Below are 16,974 nucleotides of genomic sequence, written 5' to 3'. Positions count from 1 at the left end.
GCATAAAAAGACCCGCATAAAAAGCATGCAAGAGGAGAAACCCATGCAACCGTCACACAACGCTGAGCGCCGCCGGTTTATGAAAACCGTTGGATTGGGAACCGCTGCTGCTGGCGCTGCAGCGGCTGTCGGCCATGTCACTCTGGCCCAGGCCGAAACGGCCCCGGTTAAAAACGAAAAACAGTCGGTTAACTACCGTGAGACTGATCACGTCCGTGCTTATTACGCCTCGCTGCGTGACTGACGGCGGAATGCCAGGAGATTTGCCATGCGCTTAACTCGCAAAACAGACACCCCCAAGGCCTCCGGGCTGGGTATTTCCCGCCGCCAGTTCCTTAAACGCAGTGGTGCAGCCACTGGCGGTGTGGCTGCCGTTGGCTTTATGGGCGCACCGATGATGCGGCGCTCAGAAGCCGCCGATAAAACACCCGTGCTGGACTCGCCGGTCGAGACCAAACGTACCATCTGCTCCCACTGTTCAGTAGGTTGTGGCGTGTATGCCGAAGTTCAAGAGGGCATTTGGACCAAGCAGGAACCCGCTTTCGATCACCCTATCAATCGGGGTGCGCACTGTGCGAAAGGCGCTTCGCTGCGCCAGCACGGCCACTCCACGCGGCGCCTCAAGTACCCGATGAAGCTAGTTGCGGGTGAGTGGGAGCGCATGAGCTGGGAAGACGCCATTAACGAGATTGGCGACAAACTGCTAGAGCTGCGCGAAGAGCACGGCCCGGACAGCGTTTACTGGCTAGGCTCGGCGAAGTTCAGCAACGAGCAGGCGTATTTAATGCGTAAGCTCGCCTCGCTGTGGGGCACCAACAATACCGACCACCAGGCGCGTATCTGCCACTCCACTACCGTGGCGGGCGTGGCGAATACCTGGGGTTATGGAGCGATGACCAACTCGCTCAACGATATGCATAACAGCAAGGCGATTCTGTTCATTGGCTCAAACCCCAGTGAGGCCCACCCGGTGGCGATGCAGCATATTCTGATCGCCAAAGAGCGCAACAATTGCGACATCATCGTCGCTGACCCGCGCTTTACCCGTACTGCCGCCAAAGCCAACAAGTACGTGCGTCTGCGTCCCGGTTCGGACGTCGCCTATATCTGGGGCTTGTTGTGGCATATTTTCGAAAACGGCTGGGAAGACAGCGAATACATCAATCAGCGCGTTTACGGGATGGACGAAGTGCGCGCCGAAGTCGCCAACTTCCCGCCCAGCGTTGTAGAAGAAGTCACTGGCGTCCCCGAAGCCGAGATGTTTGATGTCGCCAAACGCCTCTCCGACAACCGGCCTGGCTGTGTGGTTTGGTGTATGGGCGGCACCCAGCACACCACCGGTAACAATAATACCCGCGCTTACTGCATTCTTGAGCTGGCGCTGGGGAATATCGGCGTGGCGGGCGGCGGCGCTAATATCCTGCGCGGCCACGATAACGTACAGGGCGCAACTGACCTTGGCCTTGGCTGTGACTCACTGCCGGGTTACTACGGCTTGGCGGAAGGCGCCTGGCAGCACTGGGCGCAGGTGTGGGATCTCGACTACGAGTGGCTAAAAGGCCGCTATGATGATACCGAGTACGCCGACGGTAAGCCGATGTACACCAGTGGCATTACGGTCTCCCGCTGGGTCGATGGCGTGCTGGAAGAGGACGAGAATATCTCTCAGCGCACTGCCCTGAAAGCAATGTTCTACTGGGGCCACGCGGTTAACTCCCAGACCCGCGGCGTCGAGATGCAAAAAGCGATGCAGAAGCTGGAGATGATGGTCATCGTTGACCCTTATCCCACCGTTGCTGCCGTTATGCACGACCGCAGCGACGGCGTCTATCTGCTGCCAGCGGCCACCCAGTTCGAAACCACTGGCAGTGTCACCGCGACTAACCGTTCGATTCAGTGGCGTGACCGCGTGATTGAGCCGCTTTTCGAGTCCAAGCCCGACCACGAAATCATGTACCTGTTTGCCCGTAAGCTGGGCTTCGGTAATGAGCTGGTCAAGAACTACCAGATGAACGGTGACGAGCCGCTCATCGAAGATATTCTGCGTGAAATCAACAGCGGTATGTGGACGGTAGGTTACACCGGGCAAAGCCCCGAGCGCCTCAAAGAGCACCAGAAAAACTGGCACACGTTCAGTTTCGAGAACCTGCGCGCAGAGGGTGGCCCGGCGGATGGTGACTACTACGGCTTGCCGTGGCCCTGCTGGGGCACGCCGGAGTTTAATCACCCTGGTTCGCCTAATCTTTACGACACCAGCGTGCCGGTGATGGAAGGCGGCATGGGTTTCCGTGCCCGCTTCGGTATCGAGCGTGACGGCGTCAACCTTCTGGCAGAAGGTTCAGCGCCGGTGGGTGGTGATATCGACGACGGCTATCCGGAGTTCAACGACCAACTGCTTAAAGATCTCGGCTGGTGGGACGACCTGACCGCCGAAGAGAAGCAGGCGGCGGAAGGCAGAAACTGGAAAACCGATCTCTCCGGCGGTATCCAGCGTGTCACCATTGAGCATGGCTGTGCGCCCTACGGCAACGCCAAGGCACGCGCCGTGGTTTGGACTTTCCCCGACCAGGTGCCGAAGCACCGCGAGCCGCTCTACACCACGCGGCGCGATTTGGTTGAACGCTTCCCTACTTGGGACGACTTCGACTCCATCATGCGCCTGCCGACCATGTACAAAACCATTCAGGATCGCGACAACAGCGGTGAGTATCCGATGATTCTCACCTCCGGCGCCTGGTTGAGTATGAAGGCGGCGGGGAAGAGACGCGCTCCATGTCGTGGCTTGCCGAGCTTCAGCAGGAGATGTTCGTCGAAATTAACCCGGCAGACGCCAACGACCTCAGCATCAAGGATGGCGACGATGTCTGGGTTGAAGGCGCTGAAGGAGGTCGTGTCAAAGTCAAAGCGCTGGTCACGCCTCGCGTCGATCGTAACGTGGCGTTTATGCCGTTCCACTTTGGCGGCATGTTCCAGGGCGAAAGCCTGCGCGACCGTTACCCGGATGGGTCTGATCCGTACATCATTGGTGAGGCGGCCAATACCGCGACCACCTACGGCTACGATCCGGTGACACTGATGCAAGAGACCAAGTGCACCATTTGCCGCATTGAGCGGGCGTAAGCTTAGAAAAAAGTCGCGACCGACCTGACAGCACGACGGTGCGGGAGCCATCCCGCACCGGCATGAGGAGAACACCATGGCTCAAATGAAATTTATGTGTGACGCCGAGCGCTGCATCGAATGCAACGGCTGCGTCACCGCGTGTAAAAATGCCAACGATGTTGAGTGGGGCATTCAGCGCCGCCGCGTGGTCACGCTCAACGACGGTGAAGCCAGCGAAATGTCTATCTCAGTGGCCTGTATGCACTGTGACGACGCACCCTGTATGGCGGTGTGCCCCACCGACTGCTTCTACAAAACCGATGACGGCATCGTGCTGCACGACAAAGACCTCTGTATCGGCTGTGGCTACTGCCTCTACGCCTGCCCGTTTGGCGCCCCGCAGTTTCCCCAACAGGATGCCTTTGGTGAGCGTGGCAAGATGGACAAATGCACCTTCTGCGCGGGCGGCCCGGCCGAAAGCAAAGAGGAGGAGTACCAGAAGTACGGCTCTAACCGCATTGCTGAAGGGAAACTACCGCTATGTGCTGAAATGTGCTCCACCAAAGCACTGCTGGCCGGTGATGCTCAAGACGTGGCTGATATCTTCCGTCAGCGCGTGGTTCATCGCGGGCACAAAGATGGCGCCTGGTCTAATAACCCTCAGGCCAGTGCCGACAACCTAGCCTATGATGCTGCCCATAAAGGGTAAGGAGGCGTGTCATGAACCTGTTGACTGCACAGGCACCCGGTGGGGTGCCGCGCTCAGGTAAAGGGCTCGCCCTGGGTATTTGGCGCTTTATGTTGGTGGCGCTTGCTCTGGTGCTAAGCCTCGGTTTCACGCAAGTGGCCGTTGCCCAAGCGGATCCTGATCGCGAGATGACCACTGCAGCCCCCGGCATTACCGCTGACCAGTGGCGCCAGGTACGTAGTGGAGAAACCGGGCCCAACTACCGTGATTCACGCGCTGACAGTAACTACAGCCTGATCAATTCAAGCGGTGAAACCTGGCGGCAGATTCGCAACCGCTGGGTTTCGCCGTTTGGCTTGATTGCGGTATTTGGCATGGCGGCGCTGATCGCGCTGTTCTACCTCATTGTCGGGCGTAAGGAGCTTGAGGCGCCGCGCACGGGGCGTCTGCTCTTGCGTTGGACGCTGATGAAACGCGCGCTGCACTGGACGGTAGCAACGCTATTTATCATTCTGGCGCTGACTGGGATGACGCTGCTGTTCGGTAAATTTGTGTTCCGTCCACTGTTTGGCGATGGGATTTGGGCCTGGATGATTGCGGCGACAAAAGTGCTGCATAACTACCTGGGGCCGATCTTTGGCATTCTGCTGGTGATCCTGCTGGTCAGCTTGATCAAAGACAATATTCCCAAAAAGCACGACTGGGTATGGTTCAAGAAAGGCGGCGGTATGATTGGCAAAAAGCATGTGGATGCTGGTTTTGCCAACGGTGGCGAAAAAGTCTGGTACTGGCTGTTAGCGACTGTGGGCATCCTTGTTGTCGCCAGCGGCTTTGTGCTCGACTTCCCCAACTTCGACCAGAGCCGTGACACCATGCAGTGGGCCAATATTATCCACGCAGTGGGGGCATTGGGGCTCACCGCAGTTTCCCTTGGCCATATCTATATCGGCACGCTGGGTACCGAGGGCGCGCTAGAGGGTATGACCACGGGTTACGTGGACGAGACCTGGGCCAAAGAGCACCACAATCTTTGGTACGAAGAGGTCAAGGATCAAACGCTATCGGAACAAGAGGTGGCGGCCCGCAAGTCATCTGGCGGTAGCAGTGAACCGTCGGCGACGCGAACCAGTTAATAAGCATTTAATGGTCGCTAAGACACCGCCTTTCGGCGGTGTCTTTTGTTATGCTTCACCTTAAGTTATTAAATAACCCAAGCCATGTATAAGAGGAACGGTTATGTCAGCGTTTGATGAGTTAGACCCAACCACGCGCACCGAGCTTGAAGCCGCTGCGTTTCGGCGCTTGCTACAGCATCTGGACGATAACAAAGACGTCCAGAATATCGACTTAATGATCCTGGCGGACTTTTGCCGCAACTGCTTATCCAAATGGCTGGTTAGCGCCGCTGAAGCGCGGGATGAAAGCCTCAACTATGAAGAGGCACGTGAGTACGTTTACGGTATGCCTTACAGCGAGTGGAAGGAGCTTTACCAGCCCCCCGCTACGCCTGAGCAGATGGCCGCTTGGGAAGCGCATCACGCCAAAAAGAAAGCAGCCAAACAAGGGGGACGTTAATGGGTGAGCCAATGGTGCCTCTCAACATAGCCGTACTCACGGTCTCCGATACCCGCACGGAAGAGACGGATCGCAGCGGTCAAGCGCTGGTCGAGCGGCTAACCAACGCCGGTCATACTCTCGTTGAAAAACGCATTGTGCCGGACGATGTCTACCGCATTCGTGCGGTGGTCGCCAATTGGATCGCCGATACGGAAGTACAGGTGGTGATCACTACCGGCGGCACCGGCTTTACTGGCCGCGACTCTACGCCGGAAGCCATCTCGGTGCTGCTGGATAAGCGCATCGAAGGCTTTGGCGAACGCTTTCGTCAGCTAAGTGGTGAAGAGATCGGCAGCTCCACTATCCAGAGCCGCTGCCTCGGCGGCTTAGCCAACGCCACGGTAGTGTTCTGCCTGCCCGGCTCAACCGGCGCCTGCCGCACCGGGTGGGACGGCATTCTGGCCGAGCAGTTGGATAGCCGCCACAAACCCTGCAACTTCGCCAACCTGGTCATCCCAGGCCGGGGGCAGCATGGCTGATTTGCAGCCGATATCCGCCGCGCTTAATGCGCTACTGGCAGATGTAAGTGCACTAGGTGCAGAGAGCGTTCCGCTGGAAGCCGCTGGAGGGCGTGTGTTGGCCGAGGCTGTCACCGCACAGTTGGATGTGCCGCCGTTCGATAACAGCGCGATGGATGGCTACGCGCTGTGTTCATCCGATGCTGGGCAGTGGCTGCCGGTGAGTCAACGTATTGCGGCGGGCACCCAGGCTAAAGCGCTTGCCCCCGGCAGCTGCGCGCGTATTTTTACCGGTGGTGAGATTCCTCCCGGCGCCGACTGTGTGGTAATGCAGGAGCGGGTCGAGGTCGACGGTGAACGTGCGCTGATGCCTGAAGATGTACCCGCAGGCGATAACGTTCGCCGTAAAGGACGCGACGTGAAGAGCGGTTCCGTGCTGCTCAACGCCGGTGAGCGGCTCGAAGCGGCGGCACTGGGCCATTTGGCGGGCCAGGGTATTACCCAGGTCAGCGTGCGCCGACGCCCCCGTGTGGCGTTGCTTTCGACGGGTGATGAGATTATTGATCCGGGCACTCCGCTTAAGCCAGGGCAGTTATATAACTCTAACCGGCCGATGTTGAAACGTCTGTTAGAGAACTTTGGCGCCGAAGTGGTGAGTGCCGTTAGCGTGCCGGATGACTATGCTCGCACCGTGGCGCTGTTAACGGCCGCCGCTACTGAGGCAGACCTGGTGGTTACCACTGGCGGCGTGAGTGTCGGCGAAGAGGATCATGTCAAGGCTGCGCTGGAATCGATTGGTCAGCTCGATATGTGGAAGCTGGCGATCCGTCCTGGTAAGCCGCTAGCACTGGGTCGTTTGCCTCGCGATGGGGGGAGCCAGGCGCGGTTTGTCGGTTTGCCAGGCAATCCGGTCTCAGGATTTGTCGGTGCCTGGCTGTTTTTACGCCCCTTGCTGGGCGCAATGCTGGGTTGTCCAGCGCTAACATCGCTGCCAGCGGTAACCGCGAAAGCTGGGTTTGCTACCTCCACTGGCCCACGTGAGCACTATATGCGTGTGACGCTTGAGTTCACGCCAAGCGGAGTAACGGCGACCGCCTTTGAGGATCAGAATTCCGGCGTGCTCTCATCCTGTATTAGCGCCGATGCCTTTGCGGTCATTCCGGCCAATAGCAACATAGCCGAGGGTGATGCCATTAGCTGCTTGTGGTTGGCTGGCTAAGAGCAGGGGGCTGAGAAAGCTAGGGATTAAGCTTGTGGGCATCCAGTAGCAGTACTAGTTGCTGCTGGTCGAAGGTTAACCCGCATAGCGCCGTGGAAAATCGGCGGGAAAGCAGCAGTTTAGGCAGCGGGTAGAGCGTATTGGCCGGCAGTTGCTGAAGCGTTACGTCACCGCTCACGCCCAGTTGCCAAATGCTGTTGTTGTCGCTGGCTGCTTGAGCGTCGCGCAGGGTGAGCCAGCGGTTAGATGGGGTGTCATGGTCTCCACCTTCATAGAGCAGCGTTTGAGCATTGGCGGTGCGCAGTGCCGTAGGGTGATCGGTCATGGCCAGCACATGGCATGCTTCCAGAGCAGCACGGTAAGGCCCTACGCAAAACAGCACCAAGGCAACCTGGGCTTGTGCGTGATGGCCGCGATGTAAGGGCACTTTAGCCAAGCCCCTGCTGGTAAGCGTCGAATAGCGCCTCTGGGTCAAGCAGGGCAAGCGCTTCTCGCTCATCTCTCTGCCACAGGGCACTGACATAGGGGCGCAACGTACCAGAAAGCGTCTCTGGCGGCGCTTGCAGTATACTCTGGGTGACCTCGGATACATCATCAAGCTGTTCAATACGCACGCCGCTGGTAATCCCCGCCGCGCTCACTAATAGAATCATCCCTTTACTGTCGCCTTCCGGTGCAGGTAAACCGAGTAGTCGATGCAGGCTAATGACGGACTCGATTTTGCCTCGCAGGTGCAGCACACCTTCGGTAGAGGCGGGCAGTCCCGGTACGTAATAGACGGGTTGGTCGCTGGATAGAATTTCACTCACCGCGCTGCCGGGTAGTGCAAAAGGCTGGCCGTTGAGCCGAAAGAGCACTAGCTGTTGGGTGGGCTCATCAACATCCACCACTGCTTCAGCATCGCCGTTTGCTGCCAATGCATCGTCAAGGGTTTGGGTCGCGGGCGGCTGATCATTCGCCTCGTCGTCGCGGGGAAATTCAGCGGTCATCGGTCAGCTCCGTCGATATCACTACCTGATTTCGACCATGGTGTTTGGCGCGATAGAGCGCCTGGTCAGCGCTTAAACGCAGCGACTCGGTAGAAGGTTGTGCGGGGAAGCTGCTAATGCCTGCGCTAAAGGTGCAGCGAAATGGAACCTCACCGGCGTGAAAATCGACCAGTGCAAAATCCTCGCGCAGGCTATCGATTAATGTGGCGGCTTTCTCGGCATTAATGCCCTTTAGCAGCACAACAAACTCTTCTCCGCCGTAGCGGCCGATAATATCTGAGAGGCGCAGACGGCTCTTTAATAGTCTTGCCAGGGTGATAATTACCTGGTCACCCGCTAAATGACCGTGGGTGTCGTTGACCTGCTTGAAGTGATCAATATCGATCATCGCCATGGCGTGCTGGCTATTATCACGGTGAGCCTGAGCGAGGTTTTTATTGATCAGTTCGGTGGTAGTGCTGTGGTTATACAGCCCGGTCATGCTGTCGCGGGTCATTAACGAGCGCAGCAGGCGCAGGCGTTCGGCGCGTAGCCGCACGGCAGAAACCAGCTCTTCGGGCTGAACGGGTTTGGTAAGAAAGGCTTCAACCCCTGCAGACATAGCGGATATTTGCTTTTGGCTGTCGGTTTCACTGGAGAGATAGATAATCGGTAGCCCCAGGTGTTCCGGCTGCTGGCGAATAATCGATGCCAGCTCTTCCCCTGAACACACCGGCATATACACATCGACCAGTACTAAGTCGGGGCTAAAGCGCTCCATAGCATTAAGTGCATCGGCCGGGTGATGCACCTGATGAACGCTCATGCCGCCCTCTTTAAGCAACAGAGCGTGGTAAGCGGCTGCTTCTGGCTCATCATCCACTACCAGCACCTTCAGCGGCTCTTCCGCTGCCGGAGCGGTCAGTTCATCCACGGCCAGCATCAGATCCAGCGGTTTTACCGGTTTGGTAAAGTAGCCGCCGCAGCCTGCACGAACGGCACTCAGGCGCGAATGAAAGTCGCTATGGGCCGATAAAACGATGGCGGGAAGCGGTTGACCTGTCAGTTTGTTCAAGCTGGTCAGGGTTTCAGTGCCTGCCGTCTGGCCTTGGGGGAACTGCACATCCATGATCACCGCGTCAGGGCGACGAGTGAGCACAGCGTTAAAGAATGTGTCTGTATCGATAAACTGAACGACTTCGTGACCAAAGCAGCGTAGGTGATGGATTAATTGATCAACCTGCTCGGGCTCATCGTCGCACAGATAAATTAACCGCTGACGCTTATTGCGCAGTGGTTCAACCTGGCTGGAAAGCTCGAAGCTGTTTACGGCCGCCAGCGCTTGCTGTTGACCGTGGTGGGAGCGCAGGTGCTGCTGTTCGTGACCCATCTGGAGAAGCAGTTGACTGATAAACGTATCGATATCGGCGCGGGTGGGGGAGCTAGTGAGCGCCTCTTCCGCTTGATCCGCCAGCAGGGCAAGCCGCTCAAAGCCCAGCGACCTCCCGGTTCCTTTCAAACTATGAAAGAAACGGTGCAGCTCTGGCGCGAGTCGCGACTGTTCTTCGCTCGTCGTGCGACTCTGCTGCCACAGCTCGGCGGTTTGCGCTAAGCGGGACGGAAGCTGCTCAATAAAACGCTCACGTAGCTGGTTTAGCTTATCGTGTAGCGTAGGGGCGGGCTTAGACATCAAACTACCTACGTAAGTGATCGAAAGCGGCGATCCATTCCATGATTAATCCCTTTCATCTCATCAAGCGTTGCTTAGCCGTTGAGTGCCAGTGTCTGTTTCACCGCAGCGTCAAGGTTCCAAGCAAGTTCGGCATCTTTACGTAAACAGGCGTTCAGGCCAGGGGTCTGCCGTAGCGTTGTATCTGGGGTGTCGCCGGTGAGTAAAATAAACGGCAGGTGATTATCTTGTTCGCGCAACATCTCTAACAGCGCTAATCCGCTGACAAGGGGCATGTGCATATCGCTGACGATCAGTTTGATATCGCTATGAGCGTCTAACTGCTCGACGGCCTCCATCGCGTCACTGGCCAGCAAGGTGTTATGGCCCTGAGACTCAAGCAGTGCCGCCGTCATTTCTCCGGCAAGCGGATCGTCGTCTACGACCAGGATATGCATTCCATGACCTCATGATTGTTGTGGCATTTATGGTGATATCAGTAACGCTCACCGTTAGCCCAGTAGGGCCTGGAGCGTCTCTACTAAATTGTTTTGGTCAAAACTACCTTTGACGATATAGGCGTCGGCACCGACTTCAATACCGCGACGCCGATCAGCCTCTTTTTCCCGCGAGGTGATAATGATGATCGGCCGATAACGATAAACCTCATTTTCGCGCAGTCGGGCAGTCAGCGCAAAGCCATCCATTACCGGCATTTCAACGTCGGTCAGTACGGCATCAAAAGGCTCTGCCAATGCTTTGGCTAATCCATCGCGACCATTTTCGGCCAGCGTGACGTGGTAACCCCACGCTTCGAGTACATCTTTTTCTATTTCGCGGGTATTCAGTGAGTCGTCGACCACCAAAATGCGTTTCGCGAGAGCGGCGGAGGCTCGCTCTTCGTTAGCACGCTGGGTGCCGTGTCGGGTGGCTTCCAGTAAAGCGGGTACGTGGAGTAGGCTTACCAGCGCATTGCGGCCCATGGAAACCATGCCCGAGACCAGCGGTAAATAACGAAGATGCGCAGGCAGCGGCTTGATGATCATATCGCGTTCATCAATCAGTGAGTCAATAATGAGAGCAAGCTTTTGGTGCCGCTGGTGGACGACCAGCAGGAGGGTGGTATCAGTACCTGACGACGTCTCAGGTAGCTCAAGCAGCTGGGCTAGCGATACCACCGGCACAAATTCATTGCGTAAAATCAGCGTGCGCTGACCCGCAGCATCAATAAATGCTTGTGATGAGCACTCTACCAACTCTGATACGTAAGGCGCGGTTACCCCTAGGTTGACGCCGCCGACGCTGACCAGCAGTACCCGCATCATCGCCAACGAGAGTGGCAGGCGCAGAGTAAAGCGCGTGCCGCTACCGCGTTCGCTGGCAAGCTGCAGATCGCCGTTAAGCTCATCTACCACGGTGCGCTTGACCACATCCATGCCCACACCACGGCCAGAAAAATCGGTGATCATGCTCTTGGTAGAGAAACCCGGCAGGAATATAAGCTCTAGCGTTTCCTGTTCGCTCAGCGCAAGGAGCTGCTCTTCGCTGACCAGCTGTTTAGCGAGCGCTTTCTGGCGCACTGCTTCAAGCGAAATACCCGCGCCGTCGTCACGCATCTCTACCACCACCCAGTCCGCATCCTGCCAGGCTTCGATAATCAGTTGCCCACGGGGAGGCTTACCCGCTGCCTGGCGCTCGGCAGGCAGCTCTAAACCGTGATCCAAGGCGTTGCGCAGCAGGTGAATAAGCGGATCCGACAGCCGGTCAATCATCTGGCGATCAAGTTCGATTTCGCTGCCTCTCACTCGGCAGTCGACCTGTTTGCCGAGTGACTGGGCCAATTCCCGGGACATATGCGCGAGTGGATCAAACGCCACGCTTAGCGGCAGCATGCGCATTTGCAGTGCCCGGTCGTGTAGGTCGCTCATCAGTGAATCGTGGCTTAACACGCTATCTTTCAGCTCTCGGTGAAAGGCGTGAAAAGGCCCCTGCTGTTCGGCAGGAAGGGTGGTGCTTAGCTCACGGGCTTGGTCAACTAGGGTATGTAAATGATGGTGGCTGGAAAGTACTTCACCCATCAAACGAATAACATCGTCCAGTCGATCCAGGCGAACCCGCACCGTATCGCTAAGGCGCAGTTCGCTCTCCGTCACCAGCGCAGCGGAGGAAGGTGGTGTTGAGGAGGATGGTAGCGCTGGTGCAGAGGACGGCATTGCCTCAGCGGAAGTAATGGGCAGGGGGGGAAGCTGGCCGAGGGCAGCCGCTTCCAGGGCGTTACATAGCGCTTCATCCGCCGCGGGTAGGTCGTCACCTGTCGCGCCTTCGGCGAGTCGACTGACGAAGTCAGCAAGACCATCTACCGCCTGGCTGAGCAGGCTGGTCACCGTCGGGGTTGCGGTGAGGGTGCCGTCGCGCAGAGCGCTGAGCAGCTCTTCAGTACTATGTGCCAGCGCCGTAATCGGCACCAGTTTAAGCATCCGCGACGAGCCTTTCAGTGTATGCGCTGCGCGGAACAGCTCGTTGATCTGTTCGCGATCAGCATGGCCCTGCTCCAGTGCGCTAACGCCTTCGCGCAGGCGGGGCAGGTGGTCGGCCGCCTCTTCAACAAAGCGCTGTATAAAGCGGCGAATATCCAGCGCCATAATTAACCCACTCCCTGTGTGGTACTGGTTGATGCCAGTGTTAGGTTAACCGCGTCTAAATAACGTTCGGCTAGAAAGCGCGCATCACCTGGCGGTAGCGGTGGAGCGATAGTGTCTAGGCCGCCGTTAGAGGTGGGCGCGGTGGTCAGCAAACGAACCACCGCGGCATAGCTACGCTGGCGTTGAACAGGCTTGTCGGTCAGTTCGCCCTGGCGATAAAGTTCAGCTAAGTAAAAATGGGCCGGCCAACACTCCGGGGCGACGTAAATAGCCCGCTTAAAATGGTCGTAGGCAAGCTGGGGCTGCTGCTGCCAGCGGGCGACCAACCCGGCCAGCACTAGCGCATCGATCGACCACGGCTGGTGCTTAAGCAGTTCCTCAAGTAGCGTCGCGGCGTCGTCAAAAGCATTTTGGTTGAGCAACCGATGAGCGGTGTGCAGTGGGTGGCTAATGCTATCCGTTGGCTCATTTTTCGTCGCATGCTGATGTGGCGCTTGGAGGGCCACATCAGTGCAGTTGTCTAACGCTATCTGTTTATTCGTGCTCTCAGCAACGCTAATACTCTCTTCAGCCATGTTGTCCATTGCAAGTAATGAGGGCTGAAGGGGAGTCGCTGGCACTATTGCGGGTTGCTCTGCATGGCGAAAGTAAAATATGCCCTGAGCTTCGGTCAATTCAAACACGCCGAGATCGTTACCCAGGGTTTCGGTGACGCCGCAGAGTAAAATGCCATTGGGGGCCAGCAATTGGCTAAGCTGCTGATGAATATGGCGCCGCGTCTGCTGGTCAAAGTAGATCGAGACATTGCGAAACAGAATGACATCAAAGGGGCCGCCGGGGCTGTCTTCGTTGGCGTTTAAAAGGTTAAACGGTCGAAAGGTGACCCATTGGCGCAGCGATTCGTGAAGCTTGTAGCGGCCCTGGTAGGGGCTGAAGTAACGCTTTTTGAAGGCGGGGGAGAGGGCGCGAAACGACATGCCGCCATAAACCGCTTGGCGTGCCTTGGCGAGGACTTGGTGATCCAGATCGCCGCCGGTAAGGGTAAACAGCGCTTTGGCCCGCTCGCCAAAGCGCTCAAACAGCATCATCGCTACGCTATAGGGCTCTTCACCGGAAGAGCAGCCCGCGCTGAAGATAGAGAGCGGCGGCTGCTCTGTCGTTAGGCGTGCTGGTAAATAGGTGTTGATCAGCCAGTCCAGGGCGTCAGGTTCGCGAAAAAAATAGGTTTCGTTGACCGTCAACTGACTGACAAATTGATCGAATAGCGCCGGGTCACGGCTTAATTGGTTGAGAAGCTGGACGGTGTCAGTCAGCCCTGTGGAGGCCTGTAAGCTGGCTACTGCTCGGAAAAGCCGGGCTTCGGCCAAGCCCTCTAGGTGTAACCCGCAGCGCTGATGTACCAGGGCTTTGAAGGGAGCAAACGCACTCATGCCAGAGGCTCCGGTCGGCTATCCATGTAGCCGCGGACATCGCGAAGCAGCCGATCCGGAAGGCTATCGAGCGGTAACTCATACTGTATAACGCCCGCTTTGACGGCTTCCTGATTCATGCCATAAATCACCGAGCTGGCTTCATCTTGCGCGAAAGTGGTTCCGCCTGCGCGATGTATTGCCCGCATGCCATTCACTCCGTCGCGGCCCATGCCGGTCAAAATAATGCCAATCGCATCACTGCCGTAGACCTCTGCGACACTTTGCAGCAGCACATCGCAACAGGGGTGATACAGGGAGCATTCAGGACTGGGTTGAAGCTGGAAACGGTGGCGGGAGGATACGCATAGATCACGCTCGGAAGGTGATAAGTAAATATGCCCAGGGCGTAGCAGTTCGCCCTCTTGACCCACGCTAACCGGCATAGTGCAAAGGGATGCCAGCCATTGTGCCATGCCATCAATAAAACCATGGCTGATGTGTTGAGCGATCACAATGGGGGCTGGAAACCCGCTGGGTAGCCTCCGCAGCACCCGCACTAAGGCTTGCGGGCCACCGGTTGAGCAGGCGATAGCGACCACGTGCTGGAAGTTACGCGGCACCCCCCGTGGCGTTACCGTAAACGCTGGTCTCGGGGGAGTAGGGGGAGGTGCTAAGCCGCGTCGACGTAGACGAGTGATGACCGCCACGCCGGAAAGCAAGCGTACACGCTCCAGCAAGCGTTCGGCATCGGCGCCTTCCAGAGTGGGTTTAGGCATCACCTCCAACGCGCCTACCTCAAGGGCTTGATAGGCCGTTTGCGCATCGGAGCGGTCGCTGACCACCAGAATGGGTACCCCTTTGCTGTACATGATCTCTTCGATAGCGGACAAGCCGTCCATCACCGGCATATTGAGATCCATGGTGATCAACTGCGGCGCAAGGCGCTTGGCCAGCTCCACCGCTTCGCGGCCATTAGTGGCTTCTCCCACGATCTCAATATCATCGTCCCGGCTGAGGATATCGCGTAGCACGTCGCGGGCTACTTGGCTGTCGTCAGCAATGACTACCCGAATTACACTCATCCGGTATCCTTATCAGCGATCTTTATTTGTTAGGGTGAACTCCTGCACCAGCGCGTTAAGCTCAGCCGACATATGAATCATGTCCTGGCTAATATCGGTAATACTACGCACTGAGTGCGCGTTGCGAGAACTGGCCGTATCGATATCGCGTAGCGCCATCACCACCTGGCTGCTGGCGGTTTTTTGCTGCTGTGTGGAGAGCGATATCTGCTGGGCCGCGCTGCTGGTTTGGCTCGCCGCCTTGAGCAGCGCCTCCAGATCCTGGGCGGTACTCATGCTTGCCTCAACGCCCTGCTCGATTGAGGAGGCGCCTTTTTCAGAGGCCACCACTAAGCGATTAATCGCTGTCTGAATATCATCGGTATGCGCTTCAATCTCTTGAGTTGAGTCGGTCACGCTGTCAGCCAAGCGGCGTATCTCGCTGGCGACAACCGAAAAGCGGCGGCCCGATTCGCCTGCACTTGAGGCTTCCAAGGCGGCATTAAATGCGATCAGCTTGGTCTGAGCGGCCAGGGTGTTGATCAGCTCCATCACCTTGTTGATCTGTTTGGATTTCGCCCCCAGGGTCATGATCTCTGTCAGGCTCTGCTCGCTGTCGCTACGGATATCCTGCATTTTTGACTGTAGCAGTTGCATGGCCGAACTGCCTTTTCGGCTGCGCTCTAGTGTCTGATTGGCAACGTCGACCACCGATTGGGAGTGGTCGGCGATTTGGGTGGATGAGGTAGAGAGCTCCTCCATGGTGGAAGTGATTTCCGCTACCGAAGAGGCCATCTCCTCCACCGCTGCGGCCATGGTTTGGCTCGCTTCATGATCGATATCGCTACCGTGCACGCCGGAAAGCCCGGCAGTTTTCGCCAGCCGGTCTGCCACTTGGGTTAGCGCCTGAGCGTTTTTGGCCACTGCCGCAATAGCACGGGAGAGGCGCTCAAGGAGCTCGTTGGTTTGATTGGCTAAGTCGCCAAGCTCGGCTTTGTCATCGGTGCTGACCCTACGCGAAAGATCCAGGCTGTGGGTGATGTCTTTCAACTGGCGCTGGAAATTAATCAGCGGGCGGATGAGGCTGCCAGTCAGCGGGTAGAGTATCAGCAACCCAACCAGCAGAATGAGCAGCCCTATACCGCTTGACTCCAGGAAGCGCTCTCGGGTGGACGCCAGATACGCCTCTTTATCCACCTCCACCATCAGGTAGCGCTGCAGCTCGGGGAGCCAGATAGTGCTGACCAACATTTCTTGGCCGTCACGCGTCGTTTCCTGCACCTGTAGCTGCTCGTTTTGCAGTAAACGCTGCGACGCTTGCTCTGGTAAGGACTCGGTGGCTGTTGCGACAGTAGGCGCTGATTCATCACTATGATTGGCTTGGTCGCTGCGAATAAGCAGCTCCCCCTCGGCGCTGAGCAATGAGGCGTGTCCGCTACCGCCTAAGCGGAAGTCATCAATCAAGCTGGCCATTTGGGAGAGATCAAGTCCCGCACCGGCCACGACCAACGGTCGACCATTGGCGGCATTGACCGCGCTGCGGTAATTGACGTACACAAAGGCATCGTCGGGTGAAAAGGTGTCGCTATCTAAATTCAGCTCGTAGGTGTTATCGCTGTCGGTAAAATCGTAGTACCAGTCATCTTCGCTGCCGGGGGCCTGGATAGTGCGCTGCAGAAATTCACCGTTGCGCAGTTGGAAATAGTAGCCCCGGCCCTGGTGTTGAGCAGCGATAAAAAGCAGCTCGGTGTCTAACTGCTCCATAAGGCGCGCTAGATAAGCCGTAATGTCGTTTTGTCGCTCTTCCGGTAAGCCGTCGCGAACCCACTGCTCAATAAAGTAGCTATTGGCCAGGCTTTGGGAAATGGCAAGATCCTGGCTAAGGCTGAGATTTATATGTGCTGCCAGCCCTTTGACCTGTGCCGGTAGCTCTTGATTAAGCAGGTTATCCAGCCGCGCTTGGCTGTGTGAACGCGCTTGAAGATAGAGCGCCAAAAGCATCGCGAGTGCTAAGACTGTCCCAAAGGAGAGAAATAGCCGAAGCCGTAGAGGTAGAGATTTCCAGCGCGCCATCATGTTCGCCGTTGCTCCAAAGTAAACGGTGGCCCTAACGGCGCTGCTCAATAGCGCTCAGGGTG

At 57.2% G+C, this 16,974-nt stretch carries 15 protein-coding genes and 1 pseudogene; 8 read left to right on the top strand and 8 right to left on the bottom strand.

Going from position 1 to position 16,974, the window contains the following annotated elements:
• Positions 1-43: 43 nt before the first annotated feature.
• The 8 genes and pseudogenes from OM794_RS18920 to glp all read left to right on the top strand — a co-directional run bounded on the left by OM794_RS18920 (position 44) and on the right by glp (position 7,084).
• Positions 44-244, top strand: a complete 201-nt coding sequence (locus OM794_RS18920; RefSeq protein ID WP_088701878.1) for a twin-arginine translocation signal domain-containing protein — start codon at positions 44-46, stop codon at positions 242-244.
• A 24-nt stretch (positions 245-268) separates the two neighbouring features.
• Positions 269-1,894: pseudogene (locus OM794_RS18915) on the top strand (molybdopterin-dependent oxidoreductase); the annotation flags it as partial.
• Between the two features lie 878 nt (positions 1,895-2,772).
• A complete protein-coding gene (locus OM794_RS18910) occupies positions 2,773-3,120 on the top strand; it encodes a molybdopterin dinucleotide binding domain-containing protein (protein ID WP_320442890.1) in 348 nt (115 codons plus the stop codon).
• A gap of 76 nt (positions 3,121-3,196) precedes the next feature.
• Positions 3,197-3,811, top strand: coding sequence for a formate dehydrogenase FDH3 subunit beta (gene fdh3B / locus OM794_RS18905; RefSeq protein WP_007112726.1), 615 nt, complete (start codon positions 3,197-3,199; stop codon positions 3,809-3,811).
• 11 nt (positions 3,812-3,822) lie between these two features.
• The gene (locus OM794_RS18900) at positions 3,823-4,923 is read left to right on the top strand and encodes a formate dehydrogenase subunit gamma (RefSeq protein ID WP_226246897.1); all 1,101 of its coding nucleotides are present in this window, start codon (positions 3,823-3,825) and stop codon (positions 4,921-4,923) included.
• A gap of 103 nt (positions 4,924-5,026) precedes the next feature.
• Positions 5,027-5,365, top strand: a complete 339-nt coding sequence (locus OM794_RS18895) for a DUF1244 domain-containing protein (RefSeq protein ID WP_226246898.1) — start codon at positions 5,027-5,029, stop codon at positions 5,363-5,365.
• Entirely contained in the window at positions 5,365-5,886 is a 522-nt protein-coding gene (gene moaB, locus OM794_RS18890; RefSeq protein WP_226246899.1) for a molybdenum cofactor biosynthesis protein B, read from the top strand. The genes OM794_RS18895 and moaB overlap by 1 nt, the downstream gene beginning before the upstream one ends.
• A complete protein-coding gene (glp, locus tag OM794_RS18885; protein WP_226246900.1) occupies positions 5,879-7,084 on the top strand; it encodes a gephyrin-like molybdotransferase Glp in 1,206 nt (401 codons plus the stop codon). The genes moaB and glp overlap by 8 nt, the downstream gene beginning before the upstream one ends.
• A 19-nt stretch (positions 7,085-7,103) precedes the next feature.
• Here the strand turns inward: glp and OM794_RS18880 are convergent, their stop codons facing one another.
• The 8 genes from OM794_RS18880 to OM794_RS18845 all read right to left on the bottom strand — a co-directional run bounded on the left by OM794_RS18880 (position 7,104) and on the right by OM794_RS18845 (position 16,912).
• Positions 7,104-7,511 (bottom strand): hypothetical protein, encoded by a 408-nt coding sequence (locus tag OM794_RS18880; RefSeq protein ID WP_226246901.1) that lies wholly within the window; start codon positions 7,509-7,511, stop codon positions 7,104-7,106.
• A gap of 1 nt (position 7,512) precedes the next feature.
• Entirely contained in the window at positions 7,513-8,073 is a 561-nt protein-coding gene (locus tag OM794_RS18875; RefSeq protein ID WP_226246902.1) for a chemotaxis protein CheW, read from the bottom strand.
• Complete coding sequence (locus OM794_RS18870; protein WP_226246903.1) at positions 8,063-9,742, bottom strand: diguanylate cyclase; 1,680 nt, start codon at positions 9,740-9,742, stop codon at positions 8,063-8,065. The genes OM794_RS18875 and OM794_RS18870 overlap by 11 nt, the downstream gene beginning before the upstream one ends.
• A 74-nt stretch (positions 9,743-9,816) precedes the next feature.
• On the bottom strand, positions 9,817-10,179 hold the full coding sequence (locus OM794_RS18865) for a response regulator (RefSeq protein ID WP_226246904.1): 363 nt from the start codon (positions 10,177-10,179) through the stop codon (positions 9,817-9,819).
• A gap of 54 nt (positions 10,180-10,233) precedes the next feature.
• Positions 10,234-12,363, bottom strand: coding sequence for a response regulator (locus OM794_RS18860; protein WP_265153959.1), 2,130 nt, complete (start codon positions 12,361-12,363; stop codon positions 10,234-10,236).
• A 2-nt stretch (positions 12,364-12,365) separates the two neighbouring features.
• Entirely contained in the window at positions 12,366-13,793 is a 1,428-nt protein-coding gene (locus OM794_RS18855; protein WP_226246907.1) for a CheR family methyltransferase, read from the bottom strand.
• Positions 13,790-14,857 carry a chemotaxis-specific protein-glutamate methyltransferase CheB gene (gene cheB / locus OM794_RS18850; RefSeq protein ID WP_226246908.1) on the bottom strand — a complete coding sequence of 356 codons (1,068 nt, stop codon included), beginning with the start codon at positions 14,855-14,857 and terminating at the stop codon, positions 13,790-13,792. Before cheB ends, OM794_RS18855 begins: the two co-directional genes overlap by 4 nt.
• Positions 14,858-14,869: 12 nt before the next feature.
• Entirely contained in the window at positions 14,870-16,912 is a 2,043-nt protein-coding gene (locus OM794_RS18845) for a methyl-accepting chemotaxis protein (protein WP_226246909.1), read from the bottom strand.
• Positions 16,913-16,974: the final 62 nt, after the last annotated feature.

Origin of the sequence: Halomonas sp. BDJS001 (genome assembly GCF_026104355.1) — a bacterium.
In the GTDB taxonomy this organism is placed as follows: domain Bacteria; phylum Pseudomonadota; class Gammaproteobacteria; order Pseudomonadales; family Halomonadaceae; genus Vreelandella.
This window is presented reverse-complemented; position numbering and strand designations above follow the sequence as displayed.

Excerpts from the sequence above, each read along its gene's own strand:
- OM794_RS18920 (WP_088701878.1), top strand. The coding sequence starts at position 44 with ATGCAACCGTCACACAACGCTGAGCGCCGCCGGTTTATGAAAACCGTT.
- OM794_RS18910 (WP_320442890.1), top strand. The coding sequence starts at position 2,773 with ATGTCGTGGCTTGCCGAGCTTCAGCAGGAGATGTTCGTCGAAATTAAC.
- fdh3B (WP_007112726.1), top strand. The coding sequence starts at position 3,197 with ATGGCTCAAATGAAATTTATGTGTGACGCCGAGCGCTGCATCGAATGC.
- OM794_RS18900 (WP_226246897.1), top strand. The coding sequence starts at position 3,823 with ATGAACCTGTTGACTGCACAGGCACCCGGTGGGGTGCCGCGCTCAGGT.
- OM794_RS18895 (WP_226246898.1), top strand. The coding sequence starts at position 5,027 with ATGTCAGCGTTTGATGAGTTAGACCCAACCACGCGCACCGAGCTTGAA.
- moaB (WP_226246899.1), top strand. The coding sequence starts at position 5,365 with ATGGGTGAGCCAATGGTGCCTCTCAACATAGCCGTACTCACGGTCTCC.
- glp (WP_226246900.1), top strand. The coding sequence starts at position 5,879 with ATGGCTGATTTGCAGCCGATATCCGCCGCGCTTAATGCGCTACTGGCA.
- OM794_RS18875 (WP_226246902.1), bottom strand. The coding sequence starts at position 8,073 with ATGACCGCTGAATTTCCCCGCGACGACGAGGCGAATGATCAGCCGCCC.
- OM794_RS18870 (WP_226246903.1), bottom strand. The coding sequence starts at position 9,742 with ATGTCTAAGCCCGCCCCTACGCTACACGATAAGCTAAACCAGCTACGT.
- OM794_RS18865 (WP_226246904.1), bottom strand. The coding sequence starts at position 10,179 with ATGCATATCCTGGTCGTAGACGACGATCCGCTTGCCGGAGAAATGACG.
- OM794_RS18860 (WP_265153959.1), bottom strand. The coding sequence starts at position 12,363 with ATGGCGCTGGATATTCGCCGCTTTATACAGCGCTTTGTTGAAGAGGCG.
- OM794_RS18855 (WP_226246907.1), bottom strand. The coding sequence starts at position 13,793 with ATGAGTGCGTTTGCTCCCTTCAAAGCCCTGGTACATCAGCGCTGCGGG.
- cheB (WP_226246908.1), bottom strand. The coding sequence starts at position 14,857 with ATGAGTGTAATTCGGGTAGTCATTGCTGACGACAGCCAAGTAGCCCGC.
- OM794_RS18845 (WP_226246909.1), bottom strand. The coding sequence starts at position 16,912 with ATGATGGCGCGCTGGAAATCTCTACCTCTACGGCTTCGGCTATTTCTC.